Genomic DNA, 22105 nt, shown 5'->3' with positions numbered 1-22105 from the left:
GTCTATGAATGATAGGAGCCATGTCGGATAATGAACGTAGGCAAGCGAAAGATTAAATCGTCGGAAGGTGATGCATTTGAAAAAGTCATTGCTCGTCGTATTATCGGGGGCGACCTTGCTGGCCACGGCCTGCTCGAACAACGGGGAAGAGACAAACGGGGCGGCTTCGAGCCAGCCCGCGACAAGCGCAAGCACGGCGTCGGCATCGGCGACCGCGTCCGAAGCGGCCAAGCCGGAGAAAATCAGCTTGCGCTTCATGGTGCCGGTCGGCACGGAATTCGCCAACGCTACGCTTCCATCGGCGGACAAAGACTTCGTCAAGCAGGCGATCGAAGAAAAGTTCAACGTGGATCTGAAGCTCGACTACATGGTCGGCGGCGAAGATTACAAGAGCAAGATGAACGTCCAGCTGGCGGGAGGCGATATTCCCGACGTGTTCATCGCGGACGGGGCCGCGTCGCAGAAGTACGCTACCGACGGCCTGCTGGCCGACCTGACCGATTACTTGAATGAAGAGAAGGTACCGAATTACTACAAATGGGTGAAGCAATCCGAGCTAGACTCGTACCAGCTGGTCGGCGGCGGCTTCAATCGCGGCATCCTGCCCTTCATGCGCAACCAGTATCCGGCCTGGTACGTGCGCAAGGACTGGCTCGACAAGCTCCAGCTCCAGATGCCGAAGTCGTACGACGAGATGCTCGAGGTCATGCGCAAGTTCACGAACGGGGATCCGGACGGCAACGGCAAAAAAGATACGTTCGGCTTCTCCACGTCGGGCAATGGCGCAAGCGTGCCGCTCGAGTTCCCGCAATGGCTGGCAAACGGCTTCGTAGCCGACTTCCAGATCGCGAACGACGTATTCGTGGACAACCGGACGGACCTGGGCGTGCAGAAGGTCATTCAGGGCATCATCGACATGACGAACGAAGGCATCATCGATCCGGACTGGTTCCTCAGCAAATACCCGGGTCATCTGGACAAAGCCGCGCAAAACAAGATCGGCATCATCTTCAGCGGCGAAAAGAACGCGGCGCTCGAAGGCGATGCGAACAGTTTGCAGACCCGCACGAAAGCGATCGATCCGAACGCGGACTGGCAGCCGTTCAACCCGTTCCCGGACCTGCCGGCGATCTGGAAAAACGGCGTGCCGGAAACCTCGGTCATGGTCGGCAAGGCGGTCGCCGAGAAAAACCCGGAGAAAGTCGCGCGCGCATTCGAAGTGCTGAACTGGCTGGCCGGCGAAGAAGGTTATCTGCTGACGCACTACGGCCAAGAGGGCAAGCATTATACCAAAGAGGGCAACAAGATTACGTTGATCCCCGAAGCGTACAACGCGGACATCGCGAACGCAGGCAACTGGCTCGGCATTTACCGCTTCTTCACGCCTGACGAACCGGCCGTGCTCGGCCTTGAGATCAACGATCCGCGCATCTCGCCGCGCGATCAGGCGATCTTGAAGACGGTCGCTTCGTATCCGAAGCACGACGCGCTCCCGCCGGTCTCGCTGCTGCCGCCGGAAGGCACGAACATCGGCGACTTCCGCAAGGAAATGCACCGCCTGCACATCAAGATGATCTTCGAGGACAAGAGCGCCGCCAAGTGGCCCGAGTACCGCGAAGAGCTGATGACGAAGTATACCGGCAGAACGATCTTCCAAGGCTATACCGACCAGATCAATGCGGTGCTGAAGGACAAAAAGCTGAACGCATTCAAGTAAGGCGAAGGATACCCGTTAGAAGCAAGAGATCCGGCAAGGTGAAGAAACGGAGGCAACCCCTGACGGGGTCGGGGTTGCCGTCCTCTTTTCCCGCAACTCCAGCACAAAGGGGCAACGGCAATGAACCAAACCCTAGCACAAACGAAGCAGCAGGCGGCCTCCCCTAAAAGCTCCGCAAGGCGCAAGGCGCTCGTAAGCTTGTATCGCGGCAGATGGATGATTCTGATGATGATTCCGGGTTTGCTCTATTATTTGCTTTTTCATTACTTGCCCATGGCGGGCATCCTGATCGCCTTCCAGGATTACAACCTGATGAAGGGCATCTGGAAGAGCCCTTGGGTCGGACTGGACCACTTTATGACCTTGTTCAGGTCTCCGGATTTTCCCCAAATCATGAAAAATACGCTGCTCATCAGCATCTATCGCATGATTTTTAACATGGTCCCCGATATGCTGCTGGCGCTGCTGCTGAACGAGATTCGCTCCAAGTGGTTCAAAAAGGCCGTACAATCGATCACGTACGGGCCGCACTTCCTGTCCTGGATTATCGTATACGGCATCGTCTTTTCCTTTTTCGCGCCGGGCGCCGGTCTGGTTACGACGCTGTTCCGCGACTGGGGATGGGGCGAGCTGAACCTGCTGACCGATCCGAATTATTTCCGTTCGCTGCTCGTCGTCTCCGATCTATGGAAAAACGTAGGCTTCGGAGCCATTATCTATCTGGCGGCGCTCGGGACGATCAATCAGGAGCTGTACGAGGCGGCGGCGGTGGACGGCGCGGGCAGATGGCGGAAAATGTGGAATATCACGCTGCCCGGCATCCGTTCGGTGTTCATCCTGCTGTTGATTCTGCGGATGGGCAGCATTCTCGACGCGGGCTTCGATCAGGTATACATCTTCCTGAATGCCAGAGTATTCGGGGTCGGAGATATCATCGACACTTGGGTATTCCGCCAAGGGCTCGAGCAGCTGAACTTCAGCATTGCGGCGGCCACCGGCGTGTTCAAATCAGTCATCGGCCTGATCTTCATCCTGGGCGCGAATAAATTAGCCAAAAAAGTCGGAGGTTCGGGCATATGGTAACGAAATCGGACCGGATCGTCGACGGCGCTCTCTACGTCTTCCTGGGATTGTTCGCGCTGTCGACGCTGTTCCCGCTGTACTTCGTGGTCGTCATGTCCATCACGCCGTATACCGAGGTGCTTCGCAACGGAGGCTTCGTCATCTGGCCGAGCGCGGTAACGTTAGAAGCCTACAAGCAAATCCTGTCGAGCGCCCGGATTCCCGATGCGCTGAAGATTACCGTGTTCATCACGGTCGTCGCCACCGCGATCAATCTGCTCGTGACGACGCTGCTCGCCTACCCGTTGTCCAAGAAATCGACGCCGGGGCGCAACGGTATATTGCTGGCGATCATATTCACGATGTTGTTCAACGGAGGGCTGATCCCGACCTACATGGTGATACGCGAGCTGGGCCTGTACAACACCATCTGGGCGATGATCATCCCCGGCACCGTATCCACCTTCAACTTCCTGATCATGAAAACGTACTTCGAAGGGCTGCCGCAGGAGGTCGAAGAGGCGGCGCGGATCGACGGCTGCGGCGAGATCGCGACGCTCTGGCGTATCGTGCTCCCGCTATCGGCGCCGATCCTGGCGACCATCGGACTCTTCTACGGGGTCGGACACTGGAACGAATATTTTAAAGGCATCATGTACGTCTCGGACAAGGATCTGGCGCCGATCCAGGTGGTCCTTCGCAACATGATTCAGACGCCGAGCGTAAGCCAGGAGCTGGCGCTGAATTCCTCCAAGGTGGCGCAGCTGCCGCCGGAGACGATCAAGATGGCCACGGTGACGGTCGCCATTTTACCGATCGTGCTGATCTATCCTTTCCTGCAGAAGTACTTCACCAAAGGCATGATGATCGGCGCGATCAAGGGATAAGTCAAATAAGGGGCTCGGCATCCGGCGTTTTTCCGGATCGCCGAAGCCCCTGGGCTGTTATATGGTAATATATTTTCATCCTATTGTTCCCTTCACGCCGGAGGTGCGCCAGCCTGACTATGACCCCTATCTTACCGAGACTTGCGAACGCTTTCCGCCGATCCGTACAATTGCGGCTCACGAGCTACTTTCTGATCATTCTTCTCCCGCTGGTCGCGGTCAGCGTATTCGCGAGCCTGCGATCCGAACGGATACTCGAACGCAAGGTCAACGACCAGACGGTCGTGGCGCTGTCCTCCGCGATGGAGGCGATCGACATGACGATGGACAACCTCGAGAATATGTCGATGGCGCTTGCGACGGATACGAACCTGATCGAGCTGCTGAACCGGACGGAGCCGCAGCTGACAGGGGAGATGACGCTGGATTTTCAGAAGGTGCTCAGCCAATTGTCCAATATGAATTCGGTCAACAGCTATCTCGCTCAGCTCTCGATTTACCATGCGTATTCGCAGACGATCGTATCGTCGAAGTTCGGCGGCAGGAGAGTCGACGAGCTTCCCGAGCAGGACTGGTATACCGGACTGATGCGCTCGAGCGGCAAAAGCCGGCTGCTCGTGCCGAAGCCCAACGAATTCAATTCCTATCAACAGCTGGATCAAACGTTTCAACCCGGGTACGTCACTTTGCTGCGTTCGATGGACCCGTTCAAACCGGGGACTCATAAAAGCGTGCTGATGATCACCCTGGACGTCGATCACCTGCGCAAGCATCTGGATACGCTGGTGGACGGGACGGACGAGAGCGTCTATCTGTCGACGGCGGATGACCGGCTGATCGTAGGGGCGGGCTCGGCCGAAGGGACGCCGCCGGTCTGGGAAGCGAACGGCGATATGATGACGTTAAGAGAATCAGCCGATACCGGGAAACGGGAAATGCTCGTGAGATACCGTTCCCAGACGTCCGGCTGGACGATCATGCTCGTCAAACCGGCCGCGGCCATGTATGCCGAGACCGAGCAGCTCAGGACGTTCATGTACGCGATCATCGGCATCAGCGTACTGCTGACGATCGTTATCTCGTGGATCGTCTACCGGGGGATCGCGTCGCCGCTCGGGTCGCTGGCATACGGAATGAAGCAGGTGCGCATGGGCCGGCTGGAGACGAGCCTGCCGAACAAGCGGGAGGACGAATTCGGCTACCTCATGAGCGCGTTCAACGATATGGCGCAAGAGCAGAAAAACCTCATTCAAAACATATACGAGCAGCAGCTGCTCCGGCTGAAGGCGGAGCTTCGCGTCCTTCAGTCGCAGATCAATCCTCATTTTCTATATAACACGCTCGATTCGATCTACAGTATGGCCGAGAACTACGAGGCGGAGGAAATCTCGGAGATGGCGCTGCACTTGTCCAAGTTTTTCCGGTTAAGCTTGAGCAAGGGACAGGACGAATTTACCGTCGAGGAGACGATCGAACACCTCAGTTACTACCTTAGGGTGCAGGAGCTGAGGTTCGTCGACAAGCTTTCCGTCGTCATCCGGATCGACGAAGCCTGCAAGCGATATATGGTTCTTAAGCTGCTGCTGCAGCCGATCGTAGAGAACGCGATCCTGCACGGGCTGGAGCACAAGAAAAAGGATGGCCGCGTCCTGATCGACGGCCGGGTGGAGGCGGGGAGATTGCGCCTCGAAGTCGCCGACAACGGAAAGGGCATTCGTGCGGAGCGGATGCTCTACATCAAGGAAGAGCTGGGCAAATTCTCTCTTCAGGCCGGCAAGGCTTGGGATCAGGAGATGCGCAGGAACGATCTGTACGGTTTGTGGAACGTCAAAGCCAGGCTCAAGCTTTATTATGGCGAAGAGGCCGAGCTGACCATCGACAGCATTGAAAACGAAGGGACCACCGTCGTCTTGTGGATCCCGATCGGAGGCGCGCATGAATCTGATGATCGTGGAAGACGAGCTTCGGCTTCTTAACAACATCGCCCGCAACATTCCATGGGAAGAGGAGGGTATCGAAGTGGTCGCGACCGCGGACAACGGCGCGGACGCGATCCGGCTGTTCGACCAGACGAAGCCGCATATCGTCCTCATGGATATACAGATGCCGGACGTGGACGGCTTGACCGCGGCCAGGCATATGATGGCAACGGATCCGCTGGCGAAAATCATTCTGCTCAGCGGCCACGACGATTTTCGGTACGCGCAGACGGCCATCGACCTTCAAGTCGCCAAGTATCTGCTCAAGCCGGCCGGCAACGACGAAGTGCTGCAGGCCGTGCTGGGGGCGCGCGAGAAGATCCGCGAGGACCTCGCCGCCAAGTACGATCACGAGATGATGCAGAAAAAGTGGGCGGAGCATCTGCCGCGCCTGCAGGACCTCTATTTCCAAAACTGGATCGCGGGGAAGTACGCGGAATGGGAAATCGAAAAACGCAGCCGCGAATTGATGCTCGAGTTGCCCGCCGACGCGAGGTGGGCCGTCGCCGTCGCGGATCCCGATCCGCTGACGGGGCCGAACCCGAGGTTTACCGCCGAGGACATCACGCTATTAAGAATCTCGATGCTGGGCATCGCCAAGGAGCTGCTGGCCGGCGTCCCTTGCCATATTTTCTCCGACGACGAGGGCGCCACGGTAATCGTCTATTACGATGCGCCGGACGACCGCGCCAGGCCGCGGACCGCCAACGACTTTACCGCGGACGTGCACTTGCACACGACCCGCCTGCTGTCCGTCTTCAAGGAATACATGAAGACGTCCGCCAGCGCGGGCATCGGCCGCGCCGTCGACCGGAAGGCGGACGTCAGCCTTTCCTACCGCGAAGCCGGTCATGCGCTCCAGGATCGGGTCGTGCACGGGCACGACATCGTCGTCCCCTTCCGGGACGAGCGGCCGCCGGCCAGCGCCGTCGCCGCGGACGTCCAGCTCGAGAAGGTGCTCGCGCACGCGCTCGAATCCGGACAGCGCGATACGGCCCTAGCCCTGATCGACGAATGGCTCGAAGCGCACGTGGATCGGGCGGGCACGAGCGAGGAGGCGTACGAAAACGTGCTGCTGCTCGGATCGCTCATCGTCCGGGTCGTCCATTTCCAGGGCTGGCCGCTCAAGGAGGCGCTGGGAAGCCATCTGGCGTTTTTCCACCACCTCCGCGCCCTATCGACCAAGGAGCAGACGCGGCAGTGGCTGCACGGCTCCGTCGATCATATATGCGCATACGTCAACGAGGGCAAGAGCAAGAGCCGCCATGAGCTGATCGAGAAAATGATCGGAATGGTCGAAGCAGATATCGGAGAGGATATCGGCCTGCACGAGGTCGCCGGGAGACTGTATATCAATTCGTCGTATCTGTCCCGCTTGTTCAAGCAGCATATGGGACAGTCGTTCACCGCTTATATCGTGGAGCGCAAGATGAAGCTCGCCATGCAATGGCTGAGCGAAGGCATGAAGGTGTCGGAGACGGCCAACCTGCTCGGTTACCGGGACTTCAGCTACTTCGCCAAGGTTTTCCGCAAGACGTGGGGCATGACGCCGGCGGAAGTCAAAAACAAAAAGTGAAGGGACTCATGCGCCGGATAACCGCTTGAGGCGGATCGATCCGACGACGAAGAGAAGCAGCGGGATCACGACCGTCGGAATCAACGTGGAGAAGGGCGCGATATGCGAGTTATAGTAGTCCTGGTCGTAAACCTCGCGGAAGCTGCGCTCCGATATCGCAAAAAACAGCAGGCCGATCGGTAACACAAACCACTTAGGCCGTTGGATCCGGAATACGTGCGTGAAGAGCTGAACGAAAATATACTGCAGCACGATGATCTCGAACACCGTAAACAGCGTCCAGATTCCGATAATCATGATCTCGATTCGTTCGAGATATTCGCCTAATTTCACCAGCTGGATGGCGGAGAAAAAGGGGAACAGCGAGTGCGACGTCAGTCTCATGCCAAGCGAGCCGAAGGTAAGATAGGTCGCGGCGCACAGATACAGTCCCGCTAGAAACAGCGCCGCGAATATGCTCGCCATCTTTTTGCGGCCTGAGCCGATCCGGTCAAAAAGAAAGCAAAAAACGATCGACTTGCCGAAGGGGAGAAAGAAGGAGAGCAATCCTCCGTACCCGATCAGGGCCGCGCTGTGCCGGAACGGCGGCAAAAAGGGATTCGTATGCACGTCCTGAGAAATCATCAGCAAAATGAACGCGATGCCCAGCAGGAAAAACGGCAGCGCGAGCAGCACGGAGCGTACGATCGCATGGAACCCGACGCTGACGGCGTAGGTCGTCGTTAGCGCAAGCATCAGCAAGATCGAATTGGTCGGGGTGTTCGGGAGCACGACGCTTCTATAAAAAGAAGTCAGCGCTTGGGAAGCGTCGCCTTGAATCTCAAGTAAATAAACGAGATAAAAGCAGAGCACGACTCTGGAAAACAGCTTGCCCAGCGCATGGTCGAACACCTCCAGCATCGTGAGATTGGGAAGCCGGATCTGGGTGCGATGCAATAGCCATAAAATGCCGAAGGAAAGCGCCATGCCGATCGAGTAAGCCATCCATACATCCTGATTAAGAAACTTGGCTTCTATCAGAAACAACGTAGAAAATCCGGATAAGTAACTGAACAGCAAGCAGCCGAAGGAAGTGAACGTGATTTGTCCTTGCTTTGCCGGCATCCCGTCAATCTCCGATTCCCAGTTTTGACATGACCGTTCTCGCGATCGGGCCATAGACGAGCTTGTGCGCTTTTTCGACCGTCAGCATGTTTGCGCCGATATGAGGCAGCTCATACAGGCTGGTCAGGCAGCATAGCAATACAAGCCATAGCGCGTCACGGCCCCGCTTTCTTCTCATCGAGATAACGCCGACTATCGTTCCGTAAGTCAGTACCAGTACAGCGATTCCGGCATGCAGCATGTCCTCAGTCCTCAGTCCTTTAGAACGCGGATTAGTCCCAATTTCTCGATCTTGACGTCGACGGTTACGTTCGCCTTAACGGCGGGATATACCGTAGACCAATCCGCCTTGATTTTCTCCCACTGCCTTGGGTGATGAGCGGCGAAGAGATCGGCCCATCCGAGAATGTCGACCTTGACCTCGCGCTGATAATGATGCAGGCTCGTGTCCATCATTTTCTCCAATTCTTTGGAAACCAACCGCTCCATCTGCTTAATAACCGAGGGATCCTGCAAGGGCAGCGTGCGGTCGATCTCCCCGATACTCGCACTGAACTTTAAGTAAATATCGACAACCGGCACGCCGCGGCGGAAGCTCGTGCGGACGGAGTGCTTGGACTCTCTGACCAAAAAAGTCATGGCGGCGCGTTCATACCTCACGGTTTTGTCGAATTCAAGGGAGTTCCACAGCTGCTTGTCCGATAGAAGCCTGTATACGAGCACGTCGTCCCCTTCGATCCATCCGGCCAGCCGCCCGCGATTGAATACGGCTGCCCCTTTAAGCTCCGCCTTTTGGCCTTGCATGTCGCCATCGAATACCGTTTTGATTTTGCCTGTAATAAAGCCTCTGTCCGGACTCCCGTAACGGTCGGCAATGTCGTGCAGAGGGATCGCCACGTTTTTTCCCCAGGCGTTTTCATTGCGGATCTTGCCTAGCAGATCGTTGGACAGCATGTCGCCGGTACCGACTTTCGCCCTCAACTGATCCGCCGCCTTACCTTCGCTGACGATCAAATAACTGGACATGCGGATCTGACGGTTGCGCGTCAAGAAGTCCATAATCTCGGAGAAGGAATGCCGCGCGGCTTCTTCCCCGACGATGATAAATTTGTTGTGCACCCAGATCAGCGTTTTTCCCGCCTGGCTTTTTAAGTTCCTGGCCGATTCGAGAATGGAACCGCCGTTCGATCTGGCCACCCATTGCGACAGTCTGCCCGGTTGGTCGGCGCCTCCCGCCATCGGCATGATGCTGTACGAGGAGAACGTGAACTGATGGTTCTCCTTGTCATAATCGATGCCGATCGCCGTGACCAGCGCGATATCTCCGATCTCCGTCGTGTCGGGCGAACAACCGGCCATGGCGAACGCCAGCAGCGGGACCCAGAGCGCGCTAAGGAATGTTTTTGTCATAGTCCGGTTCTCGCGATCCCGTTCCGTTTCGGAGCCTGGCCGGCAGCCGCACGTAATTCTGCAGCGTCTTTTTCCAGCCGTCCGCGCTGATGGGATTCAAATAGGGAACGCCTATCGAATGCAAGGAACACAGGTGAAGCAGAAGAACGAGGAAGCCGAGCGCCATCCCCAGCACGCCGGCGTACGATGCGAGCAGCATCAGCGGGAACCGGAGCAGACGAATGGAGAGCGCGGTGCCGAACGAAGGGATCGTGAACGACGAGATCCCGGTCATGGCCACGACGATGACCACGGGGCGGGAGACGATGCCGGATTGAACGGCCGCCTCTCCGATGATAAGCGCGCCGACGATGCTTACGGATTGTCCCACGACCTTCGGCAGCCGCAGGCTGGCTTCCCGCAAGATCTCGAAGGCGGTCTCCATGATCAACGCTTCGACGAAGGTCGGGAAAGGAATGCCGGCTTTGGAGGTCAGGAAGGCCATCATCAGCGGCGTCGGGATCATCTCGAGGTGGAAGGTCGTGAGCGCGATGTAGAGCGACGGTCCGAACAAGGAAATAAACAGCGTGATCGTACGGATGATCCGTATAAAGTTCGCGAAGTGGAATCGCTCGTACATATCTTCGCTCGGGTGAAGCATCTCGAAAAACGTCGTCGGCGCGATGAGCGCAATCGGGGTGCCGTCCGTGAGAATCACGGCCTTCCCTCTGCTTAGCGACGTAACGACGCGATCGGGGCGCTCGGTATTTGCGATTTGCGGAAAAGGCGAATAGGCGCTGTCCTGGATCAGCTCCTCGATCTGCGTGTTGGCCAGGAGCACGTCGCATTGAAAATCCGCCAGCTTGCGCCGGAGCTTCGCCGCGAGTTCGCGGTCCATTTTGCCTTCCATATATAACAAGGTCACTTTCGTTCGGCTCTGCGTCCCGATGATATAGGATAGGGATTTCAGATCGGACGTTTTTAATCTCCGGTAAATCATGCTTAGATTTTTGTCGTGGTCTTCGATAAAGCTATCCCGGGGCCCCCGCACATTGACTTCGATCTTGGGCTCGCCGATCGACCGGGTGTCGTAGCCCGGCATGAGAATGCCGTAGACGCAAGGGTGTCCGTCCACGAAGAGCACCGCGCCGGCTTGATATAAAAATTCCGGGACGGCGCTCCAATCGTCGATCACTTCGACCTTTCCCGCAGAGTACAGCGATCCCAGAACCTTGAGATCGAATTGATCGTAGGGCAGCTCCAAGTCTTCGTTCATTTTCCGGATGACGTTCTGATGAAGGAGCTTCTCGTCCACGAGCACGTCGAGATAGGCGAACGCAGCCCGGTCCGGTCCCGTACGGCACGACAGGTCCCGCGTAACAAACGACGCGTTGTCGGAGAACGTCTCCTGCAACGCTTGGATATTAGCGGCCGACGAGCGATGTAAGGGCCTGGCTTGCTGCTGCATGTCACAACCCCCTTGCGAATAGAATCGACGTTGCCGGCTTGCGTCGTCTATTATGAGAAAAAATGACGAACGTTATCCATTCCTTGCCGTCTTTTGATAAGATTCTAGTAGACGAGGTTGACGGAAGCGAAAGGTTGGGCGTCCTATGGCGGTACCGGTACCGGCGCGATTGAAAATGAATATTTACGACCGCCTTCGCAGCGTTTCTTTCAAGCAGCGGGTCCGGCTCGCATTTATGGTCATGATCGCGCTGGCGATCGGAGCGGTAGGCGTCTGCGCCTATTGGATCGCCTCGCGCGAGCTGCAGAAAAACGCGTTCGCCTCCCGGCAGGAGGCGGTGGACAAAACGACGCAGATCCTGGACGAAAAGCTGTACCAGATCTCTAGCGCCGTCCGGTCGCTGATGTTCAGCGACGCCTACAAGCAGACGATGCTCGACGTGCAGAGCAATCGGATCGCCGATTACTACATTCATCTCTCCGAGCTGCAGTACGTCTTCTCCCAGGTCGTCTTCAACGAGCCGCTGATCGACAGCATGCTGATCGCGACGCCGATCGGGGATTTTTATCCCATCTCCCGCCGCCGCTCCCAGACGAGGTCCTTCTACGAATCGAACCTTTATTACGATATGAAGGATATCGCCGGCGGCCTGTGGATCAAGGGGCACACGGACACGTTCTTTACGGGGAACCGCCGCGCGCTTTCCTTCGTCACCAAGGGCGTCATGGACGGCGAAGCCGATACGAACGTTTACATCGTCGTGAACGTGAACGAGAACGGTTTCATCTCCGCCCTGAACCAACGCACGGACAGCGAGGACGACCATTACTTCATCGTGGACTCGACCGGGGAGCAGGTCGTGCAGACCGCTTGGTCCCTGAAGCATAACCTGCTGCGCGACGAATCGTTCCTGCGGCATGTGACGGGCGGGCAAGGCGCGTTTTTCCACGATTTCGACGAGGCCTCGTATCTGGTGAATTATACGAGATCAAACATCGTACAGGACTGGCTGCTCTACGGCATACAAGAGAAGGGCAAGCTGCTCGCTCAAATGAAGGGCGTACAGCGGACGACGCTTGGCATTATGGCCGTCTTCCTCTTGTTATCCTGGCTCTTGTCGAACAAGCTGACGTCCTTGCTGCTGCTCCCGCTGTTCAAGCTGCAGCGGCTCATGCGGGAGGTGGAGGACAACCGTCTGGACGTCCGCTTCTCCAGCCGCTCCGCCGACGAGGTCGCGCAGGTCGGCTATCAGTTCAATCGCATGCTGGACGAGATCAACCGGCTCATCCGCGACGTGCGGGACAGCGAGGCCGGCAAGCGCGAGGCCGAGATGCGGGCGCTGACCGCGCAGATGGAACCGCACTTCTTGTACAACACGCTGAATACGATCTACTGCAAGTCCGTCCTCGGCGAGAACGAGGACGCGGCCGAGATGATCCTGGCGCTGTCGCAGATGTTCCAGCTGGGCCTCAGCGGGGGCAAGGACTGGCATTCGCTCGAGGACGAGCTCTCCCATGTCGCGCAGTACTGCGCCATCCAGCAAAAGTGCTACGAGGGGCTGTTCCGCTACGAGGCGTCCGTATCCGACGAGCGGCTCCTGGGCTGCGCGCTGCCCAAGATCCTGCTCCAGCCGATCGTGGAGAACAGCATCCAGCACGGCTTCAAGGATAAGTCGGAGGGCGGCTTAATACGAATGAAGGCGGACGAATACGAGCACGGGCTGCATATCTCCATCCAGGATAACGGGACGGGCATGGACGCGGACCGGGTTAGGCAGCGCATGCAGGAGCCCGCGGGCGCCAAGAAGGGCTATGCGCTAGGCAATATCAGGGACAGGCTGCAGCTGTACTACGGAGACGAAGCCCGCATGGAGCTATCGGACGCGCCGGGCGGCGGCGCAAGGACCGACTTATGGATCCCGCTCAGGCCGAAGGAGGGCGATGGACATGATTGAGGGAGAGATGGTTAAGCTCTGCATCATCGACGATATCCGCAGCGTCGTCGAGATGATCTCGCGCAAGCCGCCGTGGGCCGAGCACGGGATCGTGGTGGCCGGCACGGCGCTGGACGGGGAGGAAGGCATCCGGATCGTCCGCGAGACGAGGCCCGACGTCGTGCTGACCGATATCCGCATGCCCCGGATAGACGGACTGGCCATGACGCAGGCGATTCTGGAAGGTTCGCCCGCCACGAAGATCGTCATCCTGAGCGCATATACGGACTTCGCATATACGCGGCAGGCGATCCGGCTCGGGGCGTTCGACTTCGTCAAGAAGCCGTTCTCGATCGACGAGATCTTGAGCGTCGTCCTGAAGGCCAAGGAGGCGAGCTTGGCGGAGCGGCGCGAGGCGGCGCAGCGGCTCGAACTGGAGCGGAGCATGCGCAAGAGCCTGCCTGCGGTGCAGCAGGAATACCTCTTCCTCCTCGTGCACCACGCCGCGAACGCCGATACGGCGCCGGGCGAATGGGAGCGGCGGGGGATCCCCATGGCGCCGCGGAACTTCGGCCTTTTCATCATCGAGCTCGATCGATTCATGGACAAGTACAAGCTCCAGCCTGCGCGCGAGGTAGATCTGCTCCGCTTCAGCCTGCGCAATATCCTGGAAGAAACGATCGCGGCCTCTGCCGCGGGCGTCGTGTTCAGCGAAGGGGTGAACCGGTTCGTCTGCTTGATCAATTGCGCGGACGATCGTCTCGCCGGGCAGATCTCGGAGGCGTGCCGGGCGAATATATTCCAATTCACCCGCGCGACGGTCTCCGTCGGCGTCGGCTTGTGCGTGGCCTCCGTCGAGGAGCTCCCCAAGGCCTACAATCAGGCGTTAAGCGCGCTGTCCTACCATTTTTACACCGAGGGCAACGGCGTGAGCCGCTATGCCGGCACCGGGACCGAAGACGCGCAAGCGCTGCCGCTGTTCTCCTCGGCTACCGAACAGGCGTTCCTGATGGCGCTGCGGTCGGGCAACGCGGATCATTGCCAGCTGATCCTGGAGCAGATATGTGGCGGACTGCTGCGGCGGGAGCCGCTCCCCGAGCCCAGGCATGTCGAGAACCTGTGCTACGAGCTGACGACCAAAGCGTGCAGGACGATGATGGAGCAATTCCCGCAATCGCGCGTCAAGGCGCTGGAAGACAGATGGCATGCGGCGGCAGGACGCGGCGCTTCGTTCCAGACGATGCGGGCGGCGGTGACGGATATCTGTCTCGAGGCTTGCTCGTGGATCGAGCGGGAGCGCGCGGACGAGCCGACCAAGCTGATCTATCGGGCCAAGGACTACATCTGCGCGAATCTCGGGCAGGACCTGTCGGTAGAGCGCTGCGCGAGACAGTTCAACATCAGTCCGGGTTACTTTTCCAACCTGTTCAAAAAAGTGATGGGCATCTCCCACCAGCAGTTCGTGATCCATCAGCGGATGGAGCGGGCGAAGGAGATGCTCGTCCGCGGGGACCAGGTCCAGGAGATCGCGTCGGCGCTCGGCTACGAGCACCGCCGTTATTTTAGTGAGAGCTTCAAGAAGCACACGAACATGACGCCGTCGGAGTTCAAGCTCTATAGCACGGGCAAGCTGGACCTGCCGTTCGATCTCGCGATCGATTCGTAGCCGCAGACGCCGCTTACCCGGAGGACAGCCCGATTCCGCCTTGCAGGGGCGGGAAGGGCTGTTTTTTGCGAAGAAGATTGGAAAACCTGCCCTCAATGTGCGGTTCACCGCATTATGCGCGGGCGGGGCCGACTCTATAATAAAGCACAGGACCGTATATTTGATCGATAGGAGAGAGAGAGATGCGCATGAAAAAGCAGCTGCTGCTCGCAGCCTCGGGCTTGACGCTCGCGGGAAGCCTGGTCGCCTGCAGCGGACAGTCATCGGAGGAAGAACAAAGCGGAGCCAAGTCCGGCGGCAAAACGAAAATCGTCTATTGGACCGGAGACCGGCACGATTCGGAATTCATCAAGGAACAGGTCGACGCGTACAACCGGACCAATGCGGACGATATCGAGGTCGAGCTGGTCATCAAGGGCGACGACTTCGACCAGGCGCTCGACATGTCGTTCCAGACCTCCGAAGCCCCGGACGTCATCCGGGTGAAGGAGAATACGATCCAGACCTTTTATAAAAAGGGGTTCCTCGCGCCGATCGACGCGTACCTGACAGACGAGCTCAAAGCCAAGTTTCCGCTCATGGAAAACTTGAACAGCTTCGACGGGAAGCGATACAGCCTGCCGAACTACGGGACGACGATGCGGCTCATCTACAACAAGGAGCTGTTCGCCAAGGCGGGTATCGCAGCGCCGCCGACGACGCTGGCCGAGCTCGTGGAGGATGCCAAAAAAATAACGGCCGCAGGGAAGGCGAACGGAGAATACGGCTTCGCTCAAAACTTCAAAAGCCCGGGCAGCGCGCTGGGCAGGTCCGCGCGCGTCATCGCCGAGACGAGCGGCTATGGCGGCTTCGGCTACGATTTCAAGACGGCGCGGTACGACTTCGCCCCTTTCAAGCCGATCATCGAGGCGTTCAAGCAGATGAAGGACGACGGCAGCATGCTGCCCGGCGTGGAATCGCTGGATATCGATCCGCTGCGGGCGCAGTTCGCCGAAGGGAAGATCGGGATGTACCTGTCCTTCTCCGCGGAGGCAGGCGTTTACCAGTCGCAGTTCCCCGCCAAGATCGAATGGGCCGCCGCGCCAGCGCCTTCGATCGACGGCAGCGTAAACGGCGCCTCCGGATTCCTGGGGGGACAATGGCTCGCGATCAGCTCGGAATCCGAGCATAAGGATGCCGCTTGGAAATTCATGGCCTATATGTACGGCGACCAGATTCTGCAGCAATACCAGGAGAAGGGCTTCGGCATCGCGATGGTGCCGTCGGTGAGCGCGGTAGCCGCCAAACCCGAAGTGTACGGAATCGACGGTTTCCTGCCGACCGCGCGTGACGGCGTGTGGCCGGTTTATCCCGCCGTCCCCGTGCAGGGCGCCAAGTCCGACGACGCTTTCTTCAAGTACATCCTCAGCGGCGGCGATCTGGACGCCATCGTCGCCGATCTGAACGCGCGGTACAACAAAGCGCTCGACGCCGCGATCGCGAGCGGCGACGTGAAGGCGGAGCCGGATCCGGACTTCGACCCGGCCCGGCTGGCCGGTCAGTACGCCGATGAATAGAAAGAAAAACCTGGCGTTCTCCTACGGATTCATGATGCCGAGCTTCCTGCTCACGGTCGTGCTCGGCATCTATCCGATCGGCTGGGCGATGCGATACATGTTCTACGATTACAAGGGATACGGGGCGGAGCGGTATATCGGCCTGGACAACTTCGCGCGCGTCCTGCGGGACGGCGAGTTTTGGCAGTCCGTGGTCAATACGTTCGCGTACGCCGGGGGCAAGCTGGCGCTGTCGATCCCGCTCGCGCTGCTGCTCGCGGTGCTGCTGAATCGCGGATTGAGAGGACGGCATGTGCTCCGTGCCGTCTTTTTCATGCCCACGATCATCAGCTCCGCGGTCATGGCCGTCGTCTTCTTCGCGATATTTAACGCCTACAACGGCGTACTCAACCAGTTTCTGCTCAAGTACAAGCTGATCGGCGGCGCCGTCGACTGGCTCGGCGTCGATCATGCGATGCTGACGGTCGTGCTCGTCTCCGTCTGGGGCGCCGTCGGCAACTACATGCTGCTGTTCCTGGCCGGCCTGCAGAATATTCCTGCCGACGTCTACGAGAGCGCTTCGCTGGACGGCGCGAACAAGCTGCAGCAGTTCCGCTACGTGACGCTCCCGATGCTGGGTCCGGTCTCGCAGATGATCGTCATGCTGGCCATCATCAATGCGCTCAAGGGCTACGAGAGCATCATGGTGCTGACGGACGGAGGGCCGGTCGGCAAGACGAACGTCATGTTTTTGTACGTATACAAGCTGTTCTTCCCTACGGCGGGCACCGGCGCGGCCTCGCAGGTCCAGGAGATCGGCTATGGGAGCGCGGTCGCTTTTGTCACGGCGGTCATCGTCGGCGCGGTTACGGTCCTGTATTTCTACGGCTCCAAACAGATGAACCGGTACGCCTAAGAAAGGAGAGGCTTAAATGCGAACGATAGGGAAGACCGCGCTGTGGGCGTTCCTGCTCGCTGCAGCTTTGTTAACGCTGTTCCCGATCCTGGTCACGCTCCTGGGTTCGTTCAAGACGAACGCCGAACTGACGGCGGGGGCGACGATCCTGCCGACGAGCTGGCAGCTGTCCAACTACGCCGAAGCCTGGCGGCAGGCCAACTTCTCGGCATATACGATGAACAGCCTGTTCGTCGCAGCCGCGTCGACGATCGGCATCCTGCTCGTATCCTCGATGGCGGCCTACGTGGCCGACAGGATGACGTTTGCCGGCAAAAGGCTGTATATCGGCATGCAGGCCTTCACGATGTTCGTGGCGATCGGGGCCGTTGTCCTGCGACCGCAGTTCGAGCTGATGATCAAGCTGCGCCTGCAGGACACGTTATGGGGCGTCGTATTGATCCTCGTCAGCGCGCATGCTTCGGCATTTTTTATCTTGCTTAGCTTCATGAGCGGCATCCCCCGCGAGCTCGACGAAGCCGCGCTCATCGACGGATGCTCCCGCGGCAGGACGTTCGTTAAGATCGTTTTGCCGCTTCTCGCGCCTGGATTGGGCGTATGCGCGTTGTTTGCGTTCCGCGGCGCCTGGAACGAGTATCTGCTTCCGTTCGTATTCACGCTGAGCAAGCCGGAGCTGCAGACGTTGACCGTAGGGCTCGCGAGTCTGAAGTACGGCGTCTCGGCCGCCTCGCAGACGCATCTGATGATGGCGGGCGCCTGCTTGTCGATCGTGCCGATCCTCGTCGCTTACGTTTTCGCCAACAAGTCGTTCATGCAGATGTCCGCCGGCGCGATCAAGGGCTGACAACGCGATGAGGCCATCGCGGCCTAACGGCAAGAGGAAATCCGGTGCGCCTATCGAATTCATATCGGGAGATTGAAATTCTGCTGAGTTGAAAGGGGCCGCCAAGGATGAAACTCGAGCAAATCGTTCCGATTCTGCGCATTTTCGACGTACGGAAGGCAAAGGAATTTTACGTGGACTTCCTGGGCTTTCAGGTGGATTGGGAGCATCGGTTCGAACCGGAATTGCCGCTGTACTTCCAGATCTCCCAAGGCGAGATTAAGCTGCATCTCAGCGAGCACCATGGAGACTGCTGTCCGGGCGCCGCTCTGCGGATCCATATGACGGGCGTGCGCGAATGGCAAAAGGCATTGATCGAAAAGAAGTACGATTATGCGAGACCCGGCTTGGAAAAACCGCCTTGGGGCAGCGAGGAATGCACGGTCACCGATCCGTTCGGCAACCGCCTCGTATTTTGCGAATATCCCGCGTCCGCTTGAAAAGCACCCCTTAGCCCGCGAGCTGAGGGATGCTTCTCTATTTTCCTAGATTCGCTTAACTATGCTGCTCCAGATAATTCAGAGCCGCGGATGCGAGCATGGCGGCCCCGACAGGAAGGGCGTTCTCGTCCAGGTCGAACTTCGGATGGTGCAGCGGGTAGGAGGTACGCTCCGTACCGTCTCCGACGCCGAGCCAGAACAAAGCCGAGGGCACCTCCCGCGCGACGAAGGCGAAGTCTTCGCCGCCCATGGTCGGCCTTTCTGCGAACCAGCTGCCAGAACCAAGCGTGACGTCGGCCGTGCGGCTGATATGTTCTGTCATCTGCTCGTCGTTGATCACCATGGGATAGCTGAAATTGTAATCGAACGCATAGGAAGCGCCGAACGACTCGGTCACGCCGCGGACGATCCGCTCGATCCTGGCTGGCATCAGCTCCTGCAGGGCGGGATTCAGCGTGCGGACCGTTCCGCTGAGCTCGACCTCGGGCGCGATCACGTTGGAGGCGAATCCGCCCTGAATCTGGCCGATCGTCACGACCACCGCATCCAGCGGATCGGTCTGGCGGCTCGCGATCGACTGCAGCGCCGTGATGACCTGCGCGGCGATCGGTATGGAATCGATCGTCTGGTGCGGCGCCGCGGCGTGGCCGCCCCGACCGATAATCCGGATGCGGATGCGGTCCGCCGCCGCATAGAACGTGCCCGAGCCGACGCCGATCCTGCCCGAAGCGATCGTCGGCTTGACGTGCAGGGCGAAGGCGGCATCCACGCGCGGGTGCTCGAGCACGCCGTCGTCGATCATCGATTTTGCGCCGGCCAGTCCTTCTTCCGCAGGCTGGAACATGAATTTGATGTTCCCTTTGGGCGGCGCGTTCTTCGCGAGCAGGAGCGCGGCGGCCATCAGCATGGACGTATGGCCGTCGTGGCCGCACAAGTGGGCTTTTCCTTTTACCGTAGATGCATAGTCCGCCTCTTTGCCGTCCGGGATCGGCAGCGCGTCCATGTCGGCTCTGAGCAGCACCGTCGGCCCAGGCTCCGCGCCTCGCAGTAGGCCGACGACGCCGGTCTTGCCGACGCCCGTCCGGACCTCCAGGCCCAATCGCGTCAGATGATCCGCGACGATGCCGGCCGTTCTCGTTTCTTCATAACCCAGCTCCGGGTTGCGGTGGAAGTCGCGCCTCCAGACGGACAACTGCGCCTGCAGGTCGGCGGCGGCTTGATACAACGGATGTCGTTCTGTCACGGCTTGATCCTCTCCTTCTTTTTGCGGGCTTAGTTGGCCAATACCTCTATCATAACGAATCGGGGAGACAAAACGTCTGCGTCTAACGCGCATTTTATAGTCGAATATTATTGTCTGCCGGATTGCAGAACAGCACGAATAAAGCCCTTTCGGATTCCTTCTGGATCCGAAAGGGCTTTATAGCTTAATATGCCATCTATCATCGAGCGCCATATTTCAACGCGTGGGTTGCTTTAACCGATCAATAGCCGTCAGCGCATTGGTGAGATATTTTTCATATTGCTTCAGCCTATATTCTTCATGCGCTTTTTCATAAAATACAACCCATTTACGCAAGTCCTCTGCCTGCGATTGTAATTGTCGGAGCTTCGAGTCTTGGTCTGGTTGCATCAGAAATCTCTCCCCGAAGAAAAAAATACCTATCTGATTATTTATACCCAAATCTCGTCCCGTGCATTCAGCTTGTGCGCTTTTTATTTTTTATGGTGCGAAGCTGCGGATTCATCGCATTCTTGACATCGCATTTAAGCTATTACTATAATTCCTAGTAATAGGCTAAATGCAGGGAGACTTGGATATGACCGAACGCGATTCAACGGAACAAGAGCTGGATCTGCAGGTGGTCCGCGTATTGAAGAAATTCACGGATACGCTTTTCGACTACCTGAAGCGCGATATCGACGGTTACGAACTCAGCAGGGAAACGTTTCAAATCCTCGAGCTTCTATATAATAAGGGTCCCCATTCCGTACAGCTCATCAGCGACATCTTCTCCATTCCGAGCGGGAGCATTACTTACGTCGTCGATAAGCTGGAAAAGAAAGGGCTCGTCGAGCGTACGCCCATCCCGGGGGACCGTAGGAAGATTAATATTACGTTGACCCGGCAAGGCCATGATTACTTCGCGGATATTTTCCCTAAGCACCTGGAGGCGATCAAGATGGGCTTGTCGCCCGCGACGGACGACGAGAAGCTGGAACTGATCCGCGTAGCCAAAAAAATCGGATTGGCCCTCCAGCAAAGAGCTGAACCGGCAAAAGATGAATAAGGGATTGCTTTTAGACGACGCAGGATGATTCTGCGCCGTTTTTTTTATGCTTGCCATACCTGGGCATTGACGATGGGACATGAACGTAGGGTGTTGACAAGCATCTCGCACTCATATATCCTAATGGTAGGATATCTAATATTATAATATATATCTAAAGGGGAGAATATCCGTGAGATTTGAAATTGGCGTCGATTCGTTTATCGAGACGACTCCCGACGTGAACACGGGACAGACGATCAGCCATGCGGAGCGGCTGCGCGAGGTCGTGGAAGAAATCGCGCTAGCCGATCAGGCAGGGCTCGATATATTCGGCATCGGCGAGCATCATCGCAAGGAATTCGCGGATTCGGCCACCGCCGTCGTATTGGCGGCAGGTGCCGCGGTTACCCGACAGATTCGGTTGACCAGCTCGGTGACCGTGCTCTCGGCCGTCGATCCGGTGCGGTTATTCCAGCAATTCGCCACGGTGGACGGCATATCCAACGGCCGGGCCGAGATCATCGCGGGACGCGGCTCCATGGTGGATGCCTTTCCTTTGTTCGGTTACGACGTGAACGATTATAACGAGCTATTCGAGGAGAAGCTCGAGCTGCTGCTCAAGCTGAGACAATCCGAGAAGGTTAGTTGGAAGGGCGGACATCGCCCGGCCTTCACGAACCTCGGCATATATCCGCGTCCCGTGCAGTCCCCGCTCCCCGTATGGATCGGCAGCGGCGGGAACGCGGAATCCGCCGTACGCGCAGGCGTGCTGGGTCTGCCGCTGGTGTTGGCGATTATCGGCGGCAGTCCTTTACGGTTCGCGCCCATCATAGATCTGTACAAGAACGCGGGCGCCCGGGCGGGACATGACGCATCGCAGCTGCGGGTAGCCGTGCATTCGCTCGGCTATGTAGCCGACAGTACGTCCATCGCCGTCGAGCAGTATTTTCCGCCTACGCAGGCATCGTTTAATCTATTCGCCAAGGAGCGCGGCTGGAGTCCTTATACGCGTGAGTCCTTCGATGCCTCCCGCGGTCCCGAAGGCGCTCTATATGTAGGAGACCCCGAGACGGTCGCCGACAAGATCATAGCCATGAGCAAGCGTTTGGGATTGTCGCGGTTTTTCCTGCACTTGCCGGTCGGGACGATGCCGCATCAGGACATATTGAGATCCATCGAGCTGCTCGGCACGGAAGTCGCTCCGCGCGTGCGGGAAGCTCTTAATCAGGAATGACAGCAATGCCCAAGCGGGCATGCTATGTCTGGTCTAGAGGATC

At 58.1% G+C, this 22105-nt stretch carries 19 protein-coding genes; 13 read left to right on the top strand and 6 right to left on the bottom strand.

Annotation, left to right across the window (positions count from 1 at the left end):
* The first annotated feature begins 76 nt into the window (after window positions 1–76).
* From PQG80_RS22690 to PQG80_RS22670, 5 genes are all read left to right on the top strand, one after another.
* Entirely contained in the window at window positions 77–1717 is a 1641-nt protein-coding gene (locus PQG80_RS22690) for an extracellular solute-binding protein (protein WP_271753936.1), read from the top strand.
* Between the two features lie 120 nt (window positions 1718–1837).
* Window positions 1838–2800, top strand: a complete 963-nt coding sequence (locus PQG80_RS22685; protein WP_271753935.1) for an ABC transporter permease — start codon at window positions 1838–1840, stop codon at window positions 2798–2800.
* Entirely contained in the window at window positions 2794–3666 is an 873-nt protein-coding gene (locus PQG80_RS22680; protein WP_271753934.1) for a carbohydrate ABC transporter permease, read from the top strand. The genes PQG80_RS22685 and PQG80_RS22680 overlap by 7 nt, the downstream gene beginning before the upstream one ends.
* A 119-nt stretch (window positions 3667–3785) precedes the next feature.
* Complete coding sequence (locus PQG80_RS22675; protein WP_271753933.1) at window positions 3786–5642, top strand: sensor histidine kinase; 1857 nt, start codon at window positions 3786–3788, stop codon at window positions 5640–5642.
* Complete coding sequence (locus PQG80_RS22670; protein ID WP_271753932.1) at window positions 5602–7221, top strand: response regulator; 1620 nt, start codon at window positions 5602–5604, stop codon at window positions 7219–7221. The genes PQG80_RS22675 and PQG80_RS22670 overlap by 41 nt, the downstream gene beginning before the upstream one ends.
* Before the next feature lie 6 nt (window positions 7222–7227).
* Here the strand turns inward: PQG80_RS22670 and PQG80_RS22665 are convergent, their stop codons facing one another.
* Genes PQG80_RS22665 through PQG80_RS22650 form a run of 4 tightly spaced genes read right to left on the bottom strand, consistent with a single transcriptional unit; the run spans window position 7228 to window position 11182 of the window.
* Window positions 7228–8325 (bottom strand): GerAB/ArcD/ProY family transporter, encoded by a 1098-nt coding sequence (locus PQG80_RS22665; RefSeq protein ID WP_271753931.1) that lies wholly within the window; start codon window positions 8323–8325, stop codon window positions 7228–7230.
* Between the two features lie 4 nt (window positions 8326–8329).
* Window positions 8330–8566: a hypothetical protein gene (locus PQG80_RS22660; RefSeq protein WP_271753930.1), complete on the bottom strand. Its 237-nt coding sequence runs from the start codon at window positions 8564–8566 to the stop codon at window positions 8330–8332.
* 11 nt (window positions 8567–8577) lie between these two features.
* A complete protein-coding gene (locus PQG80_RS22655) occupies window positions 8578–9735 on the bottom strand; it encodes a Ger(x)C family spore germination protein (RefSeq protein ID WP_271753929.1) in 1158 nt (385 codons plus the stop codon).
* The gene (locus tag PQG80_RS22650; RefSeq protein ID WP_271753928.1) at window positions 9716–11182 is read right to left on the bottom strand and encodes a spore germination protein; all 1467 of its coding nucleotides are present in this window, start codon (window positions 11180–11182) and stop codon (window positions 9716–9718) included. Before PQG80_RS22650 ends, PQG80_RS22655 begins: the two co-directional genes overlap by 20 nt.
* Before the next feature lie 145 nt (window positions 11183–11327).
* Between PQG80_RS22650 and PQG80_RS22645 the strand changes: the two genes are divergently transcribed.
* The 6 genes from PQG80_RS22645 to PQG80_RS22620 all read left to right on the top strand — a co-directional run bounded on the left by PQG80_RS22645 (window position 11328) and on the right by PQG80_RS22620 (window position 18555).
* The gene (locus PQG80_RS22645) at window positions 11328–13136 is read left to right on the top strand and encodes a cache domain-containing sensor histidine kinase (protein ID WP_271753927.1); all 1809 of its coding nucleotides are present in this window, start codon (window positions 11328–11330) and stop codon (window positions 13134–13136) included.
* Window positions 13129–14781 carry a response regulator gene (locus PQG80_RS22640; RefSeq protein WP_271753926.1) on the top strand — a complete coding sequence of 551 codons (1653 nt, stop codon included), beginning with the start codon at window positions 13129–13131 and terminating at the stop codon, window positions 14779–14781. The genes PQG80_RS22645 and PQG80_RS22640 overlap by 8 nt, the downstream gene beginning before the upstream one ends.
* A 188-nt stretch (window positions 14782–14969) precedes the next feature.
* On the top strand, window positions 14970–16337 hold the full coding sequence (locus PQG80_RS22635) for an ABC transporter substrate-binding protein (protein ID WP_432432798.1): 1368 nt from the start codon (window positions 14970–14972) through the stop codon (window positions 16335–16337).
* Window positions 16330–17232 (top strand): carbohydrate ABC transporter permease, encoded by a 903-nt coding sequence (locus tag PQG80_RS22630; protein ID WP_271753924.1) that lies wholly within the window; start codon window positions 16330–16332, stop codon window positions 17230–17232. The genes PQG80_RS22635 and PQG80_RS22630 overlap by 8 nt, the downstream gene beginning before the upstream one ends.
* A gap of 16 nt (window positions 17233–17248) precedes the next feature.
* Window positions 17249–18076, top strand: a complete 828-nt coding sequence (locus PQG80_RS22625) for a carbohydrate ABC transporter permease (protein ID WP_271753923.1) — start codon at window positions 17249–17251, stop codon at window positions 18074–18076.
* 107 nt (window positions 18077–18183) lie between these two features.
* Complete coding sequence (locus PQG80_RS22620; protein ID WP_271753922.1) at window positions 18184–18555, top strand: glyoxalase superfamily protein; 372 nt, start codon at window positions 18184–18186, stop codon at window positions 18553–18555.
* Between the two features lie 55 nt (window positions 18556–18610).
* Here PQG80_RS22620 and PQG80_RS22615 read toward each other — a convergent pair whose 3' ends face one another.
* Complete coding sequence (locus tag PQG80_RS22615) at window positions 18611–19798, bottom strand: M20 metallopeptidase family protein (RefSeq protein WP_271753921.1); 1188 nt, start codon at window positions 19796–19798, stop codon at window positions 18611–18613.
* 216 nt (window positions 19799–20014) lie between these two features.
* On the bottom strand, window positions 20015–20188 hold the full coding sequence (locus PQG80_RS22610; RefSeq protein ID WP_271753920.1) for a hypothetical protein: 174 nt from the start codon (window positions 20186–20188) through the stop codon (window positions 20015–20017).
* Window positions 20189–20375: 187 nt separating this feature from the next.
* On the opposite strand from PQG80_RS22610, the gene PQG80_RS22605 reads away from it, so the two are divergent.
* Both PQG80_RS22605 and PQG80_RS22600 read left to right on the top strand, forming a co-directional pair.
* Window positions 20376–20846, top strand: a complete 471-nt coding sequence (locus tag PQG80_RS22605; protein ID WP_271753918.1) for a MarR family winged helix-turn-helix transcriptional regulator — start codon at window positions 20376–20378, stop codon at window positions 20844–20846.
* A 172-nt stretch (window positions 20847–21018) separates the two neighbouring features.
* Complete coding sequence (locus tag PQG80_RS22600; protein WP_271753917.1) at window positions 21019–22062, top strand: Atu2307/SP_0267 family LLM class monooxygenase; 1044 nt, start codon at window positions 21019–21021, stop codon at window positions 22060–22062.
* The last annotated feature ends 43 nt before the right edge of the window (window positions 22063–22105 follow it).

This window comes from Cohnella rhizoplanae, from assembly GCF_948329515.1.
Taxonomy (GTDB): domain Bacteria; phylum Bacillota; class Bacilli; order Paenibacillales; family Paenibacillaceae; genus Cohnella; species Cohnella rhizoplanae.
The sequence above is the reverse complement of the archived record's forward strand: the minus strand, read 5'-3'. Positions and strand labels throughout refer to the sequence as shown.

Coding starts and splice junctions, on each gene's coding strand:
- PQG80_RS22670 (WP_271753932.1), top strand. CDS start 5,602: ATGAATCTGATGATCGTGGAAGACGAGCTTCGGCTTCTTAACAACATC.
- PQG80_RS22605 (WP_271753918.1), top strand. CDS start 20,376: ATGACCGAACGCGATTCAACGGAACAAGAGCTGGATCTGCAGGTGGTC.
- PQG80_RS22665 (WP_271753931.1), bottom strand. CDS start 8,325: ATGCCGGCAAAGCAAGGACAAATCACGTTCACTTCCTTCGGCTGCTTG.
- PQG80_RS22655 (WP_271753929.1), bottom strand. CDS start 9,735: ATGACAAAAACATTCCTTAGCGCGCTCTGGGTCCCGCTGCTGGCGTTC.
- PQG80_RS22685 (WP_271753935.1), top strand. CDS start 1,838: ATGAACCAAACCCTAGCACAAACGAAGCAGCAGGCGGCCTCCCCTAAA.
- PQG80_RS22680 (WP_271753934.1), top strand. CDS start 2,794: ATGGTAACGAAATCGGACCGGATCGTCGACGGCGCTCTCTACGTCTTC.
- PQG80_RS22650 (WP_271753928.1), bottom strand. CDS start 11,182: ATGCAGCAGCAAGCCAGGCCCTTACATCGCTCGTCGGCCGCTAATATC.
- PQG80_RS22610 (WP_271753920.1), bottom strand. CDS start 20,188: ATGCAACCAGACCAAGACTCGAAGCTCCGACAATTACAATCGCAGGCA.
- PQG80_RS22625 (WP_271753923.1), top strand. CDS start 17,249: ATGCGAACGATAGGGAAGACCGCGCTGTGGGCGTTCCTGCTCGCTGCA.
- PQG80_RS22660 (WP_271753930.1), bottom strand. CDS start 8,566: ATGCTGCATGCCGGAATCGCTGTACTGGTACTGACTTACGGAACGATA.
- PQG80_RS22645 (WP_271753927.1), top strand. CDS start 11,328: ATGGCGGTACCGGTACCGGCGCGATTGAAAATGAATATTTACGACCGC.
- PQG80_RS22675 (WP_271753933.1), top strand. CDS start 3,786: ATGACCCCTATCTTACCGAGACTTGCGAACGCTTTCCGCCGATCCGTA.
- PQG80_RS22620 (WP_271753922.1), top strand. CDS start 18,184: ATGAAACTCGAGCAAATCGTTCCGATTCTGCGCATTTTCGACGTACGG.
- PQG80_RS22630 (WP_271753924.1), top strand. CDS start 16,330: ATGAATAGAAAGAAAAACCTGGCGTTCTCCTACGGATTCATGATGCCG.
- PQG80_RS22635 (WP_432432798.1), top strand. CDS start 14,970: ATGAAAAAGCAGCTGCTGCTCGCAGCCTCGGGCTTGACGCTCGCGGGA.
- PQG80_RS22640 (WP_271753926.1), top strand. CDS start 13,129: ATGATTGAGGGAGAGATGGTTAAGCTCTGCATCATCGACGATATCCGC.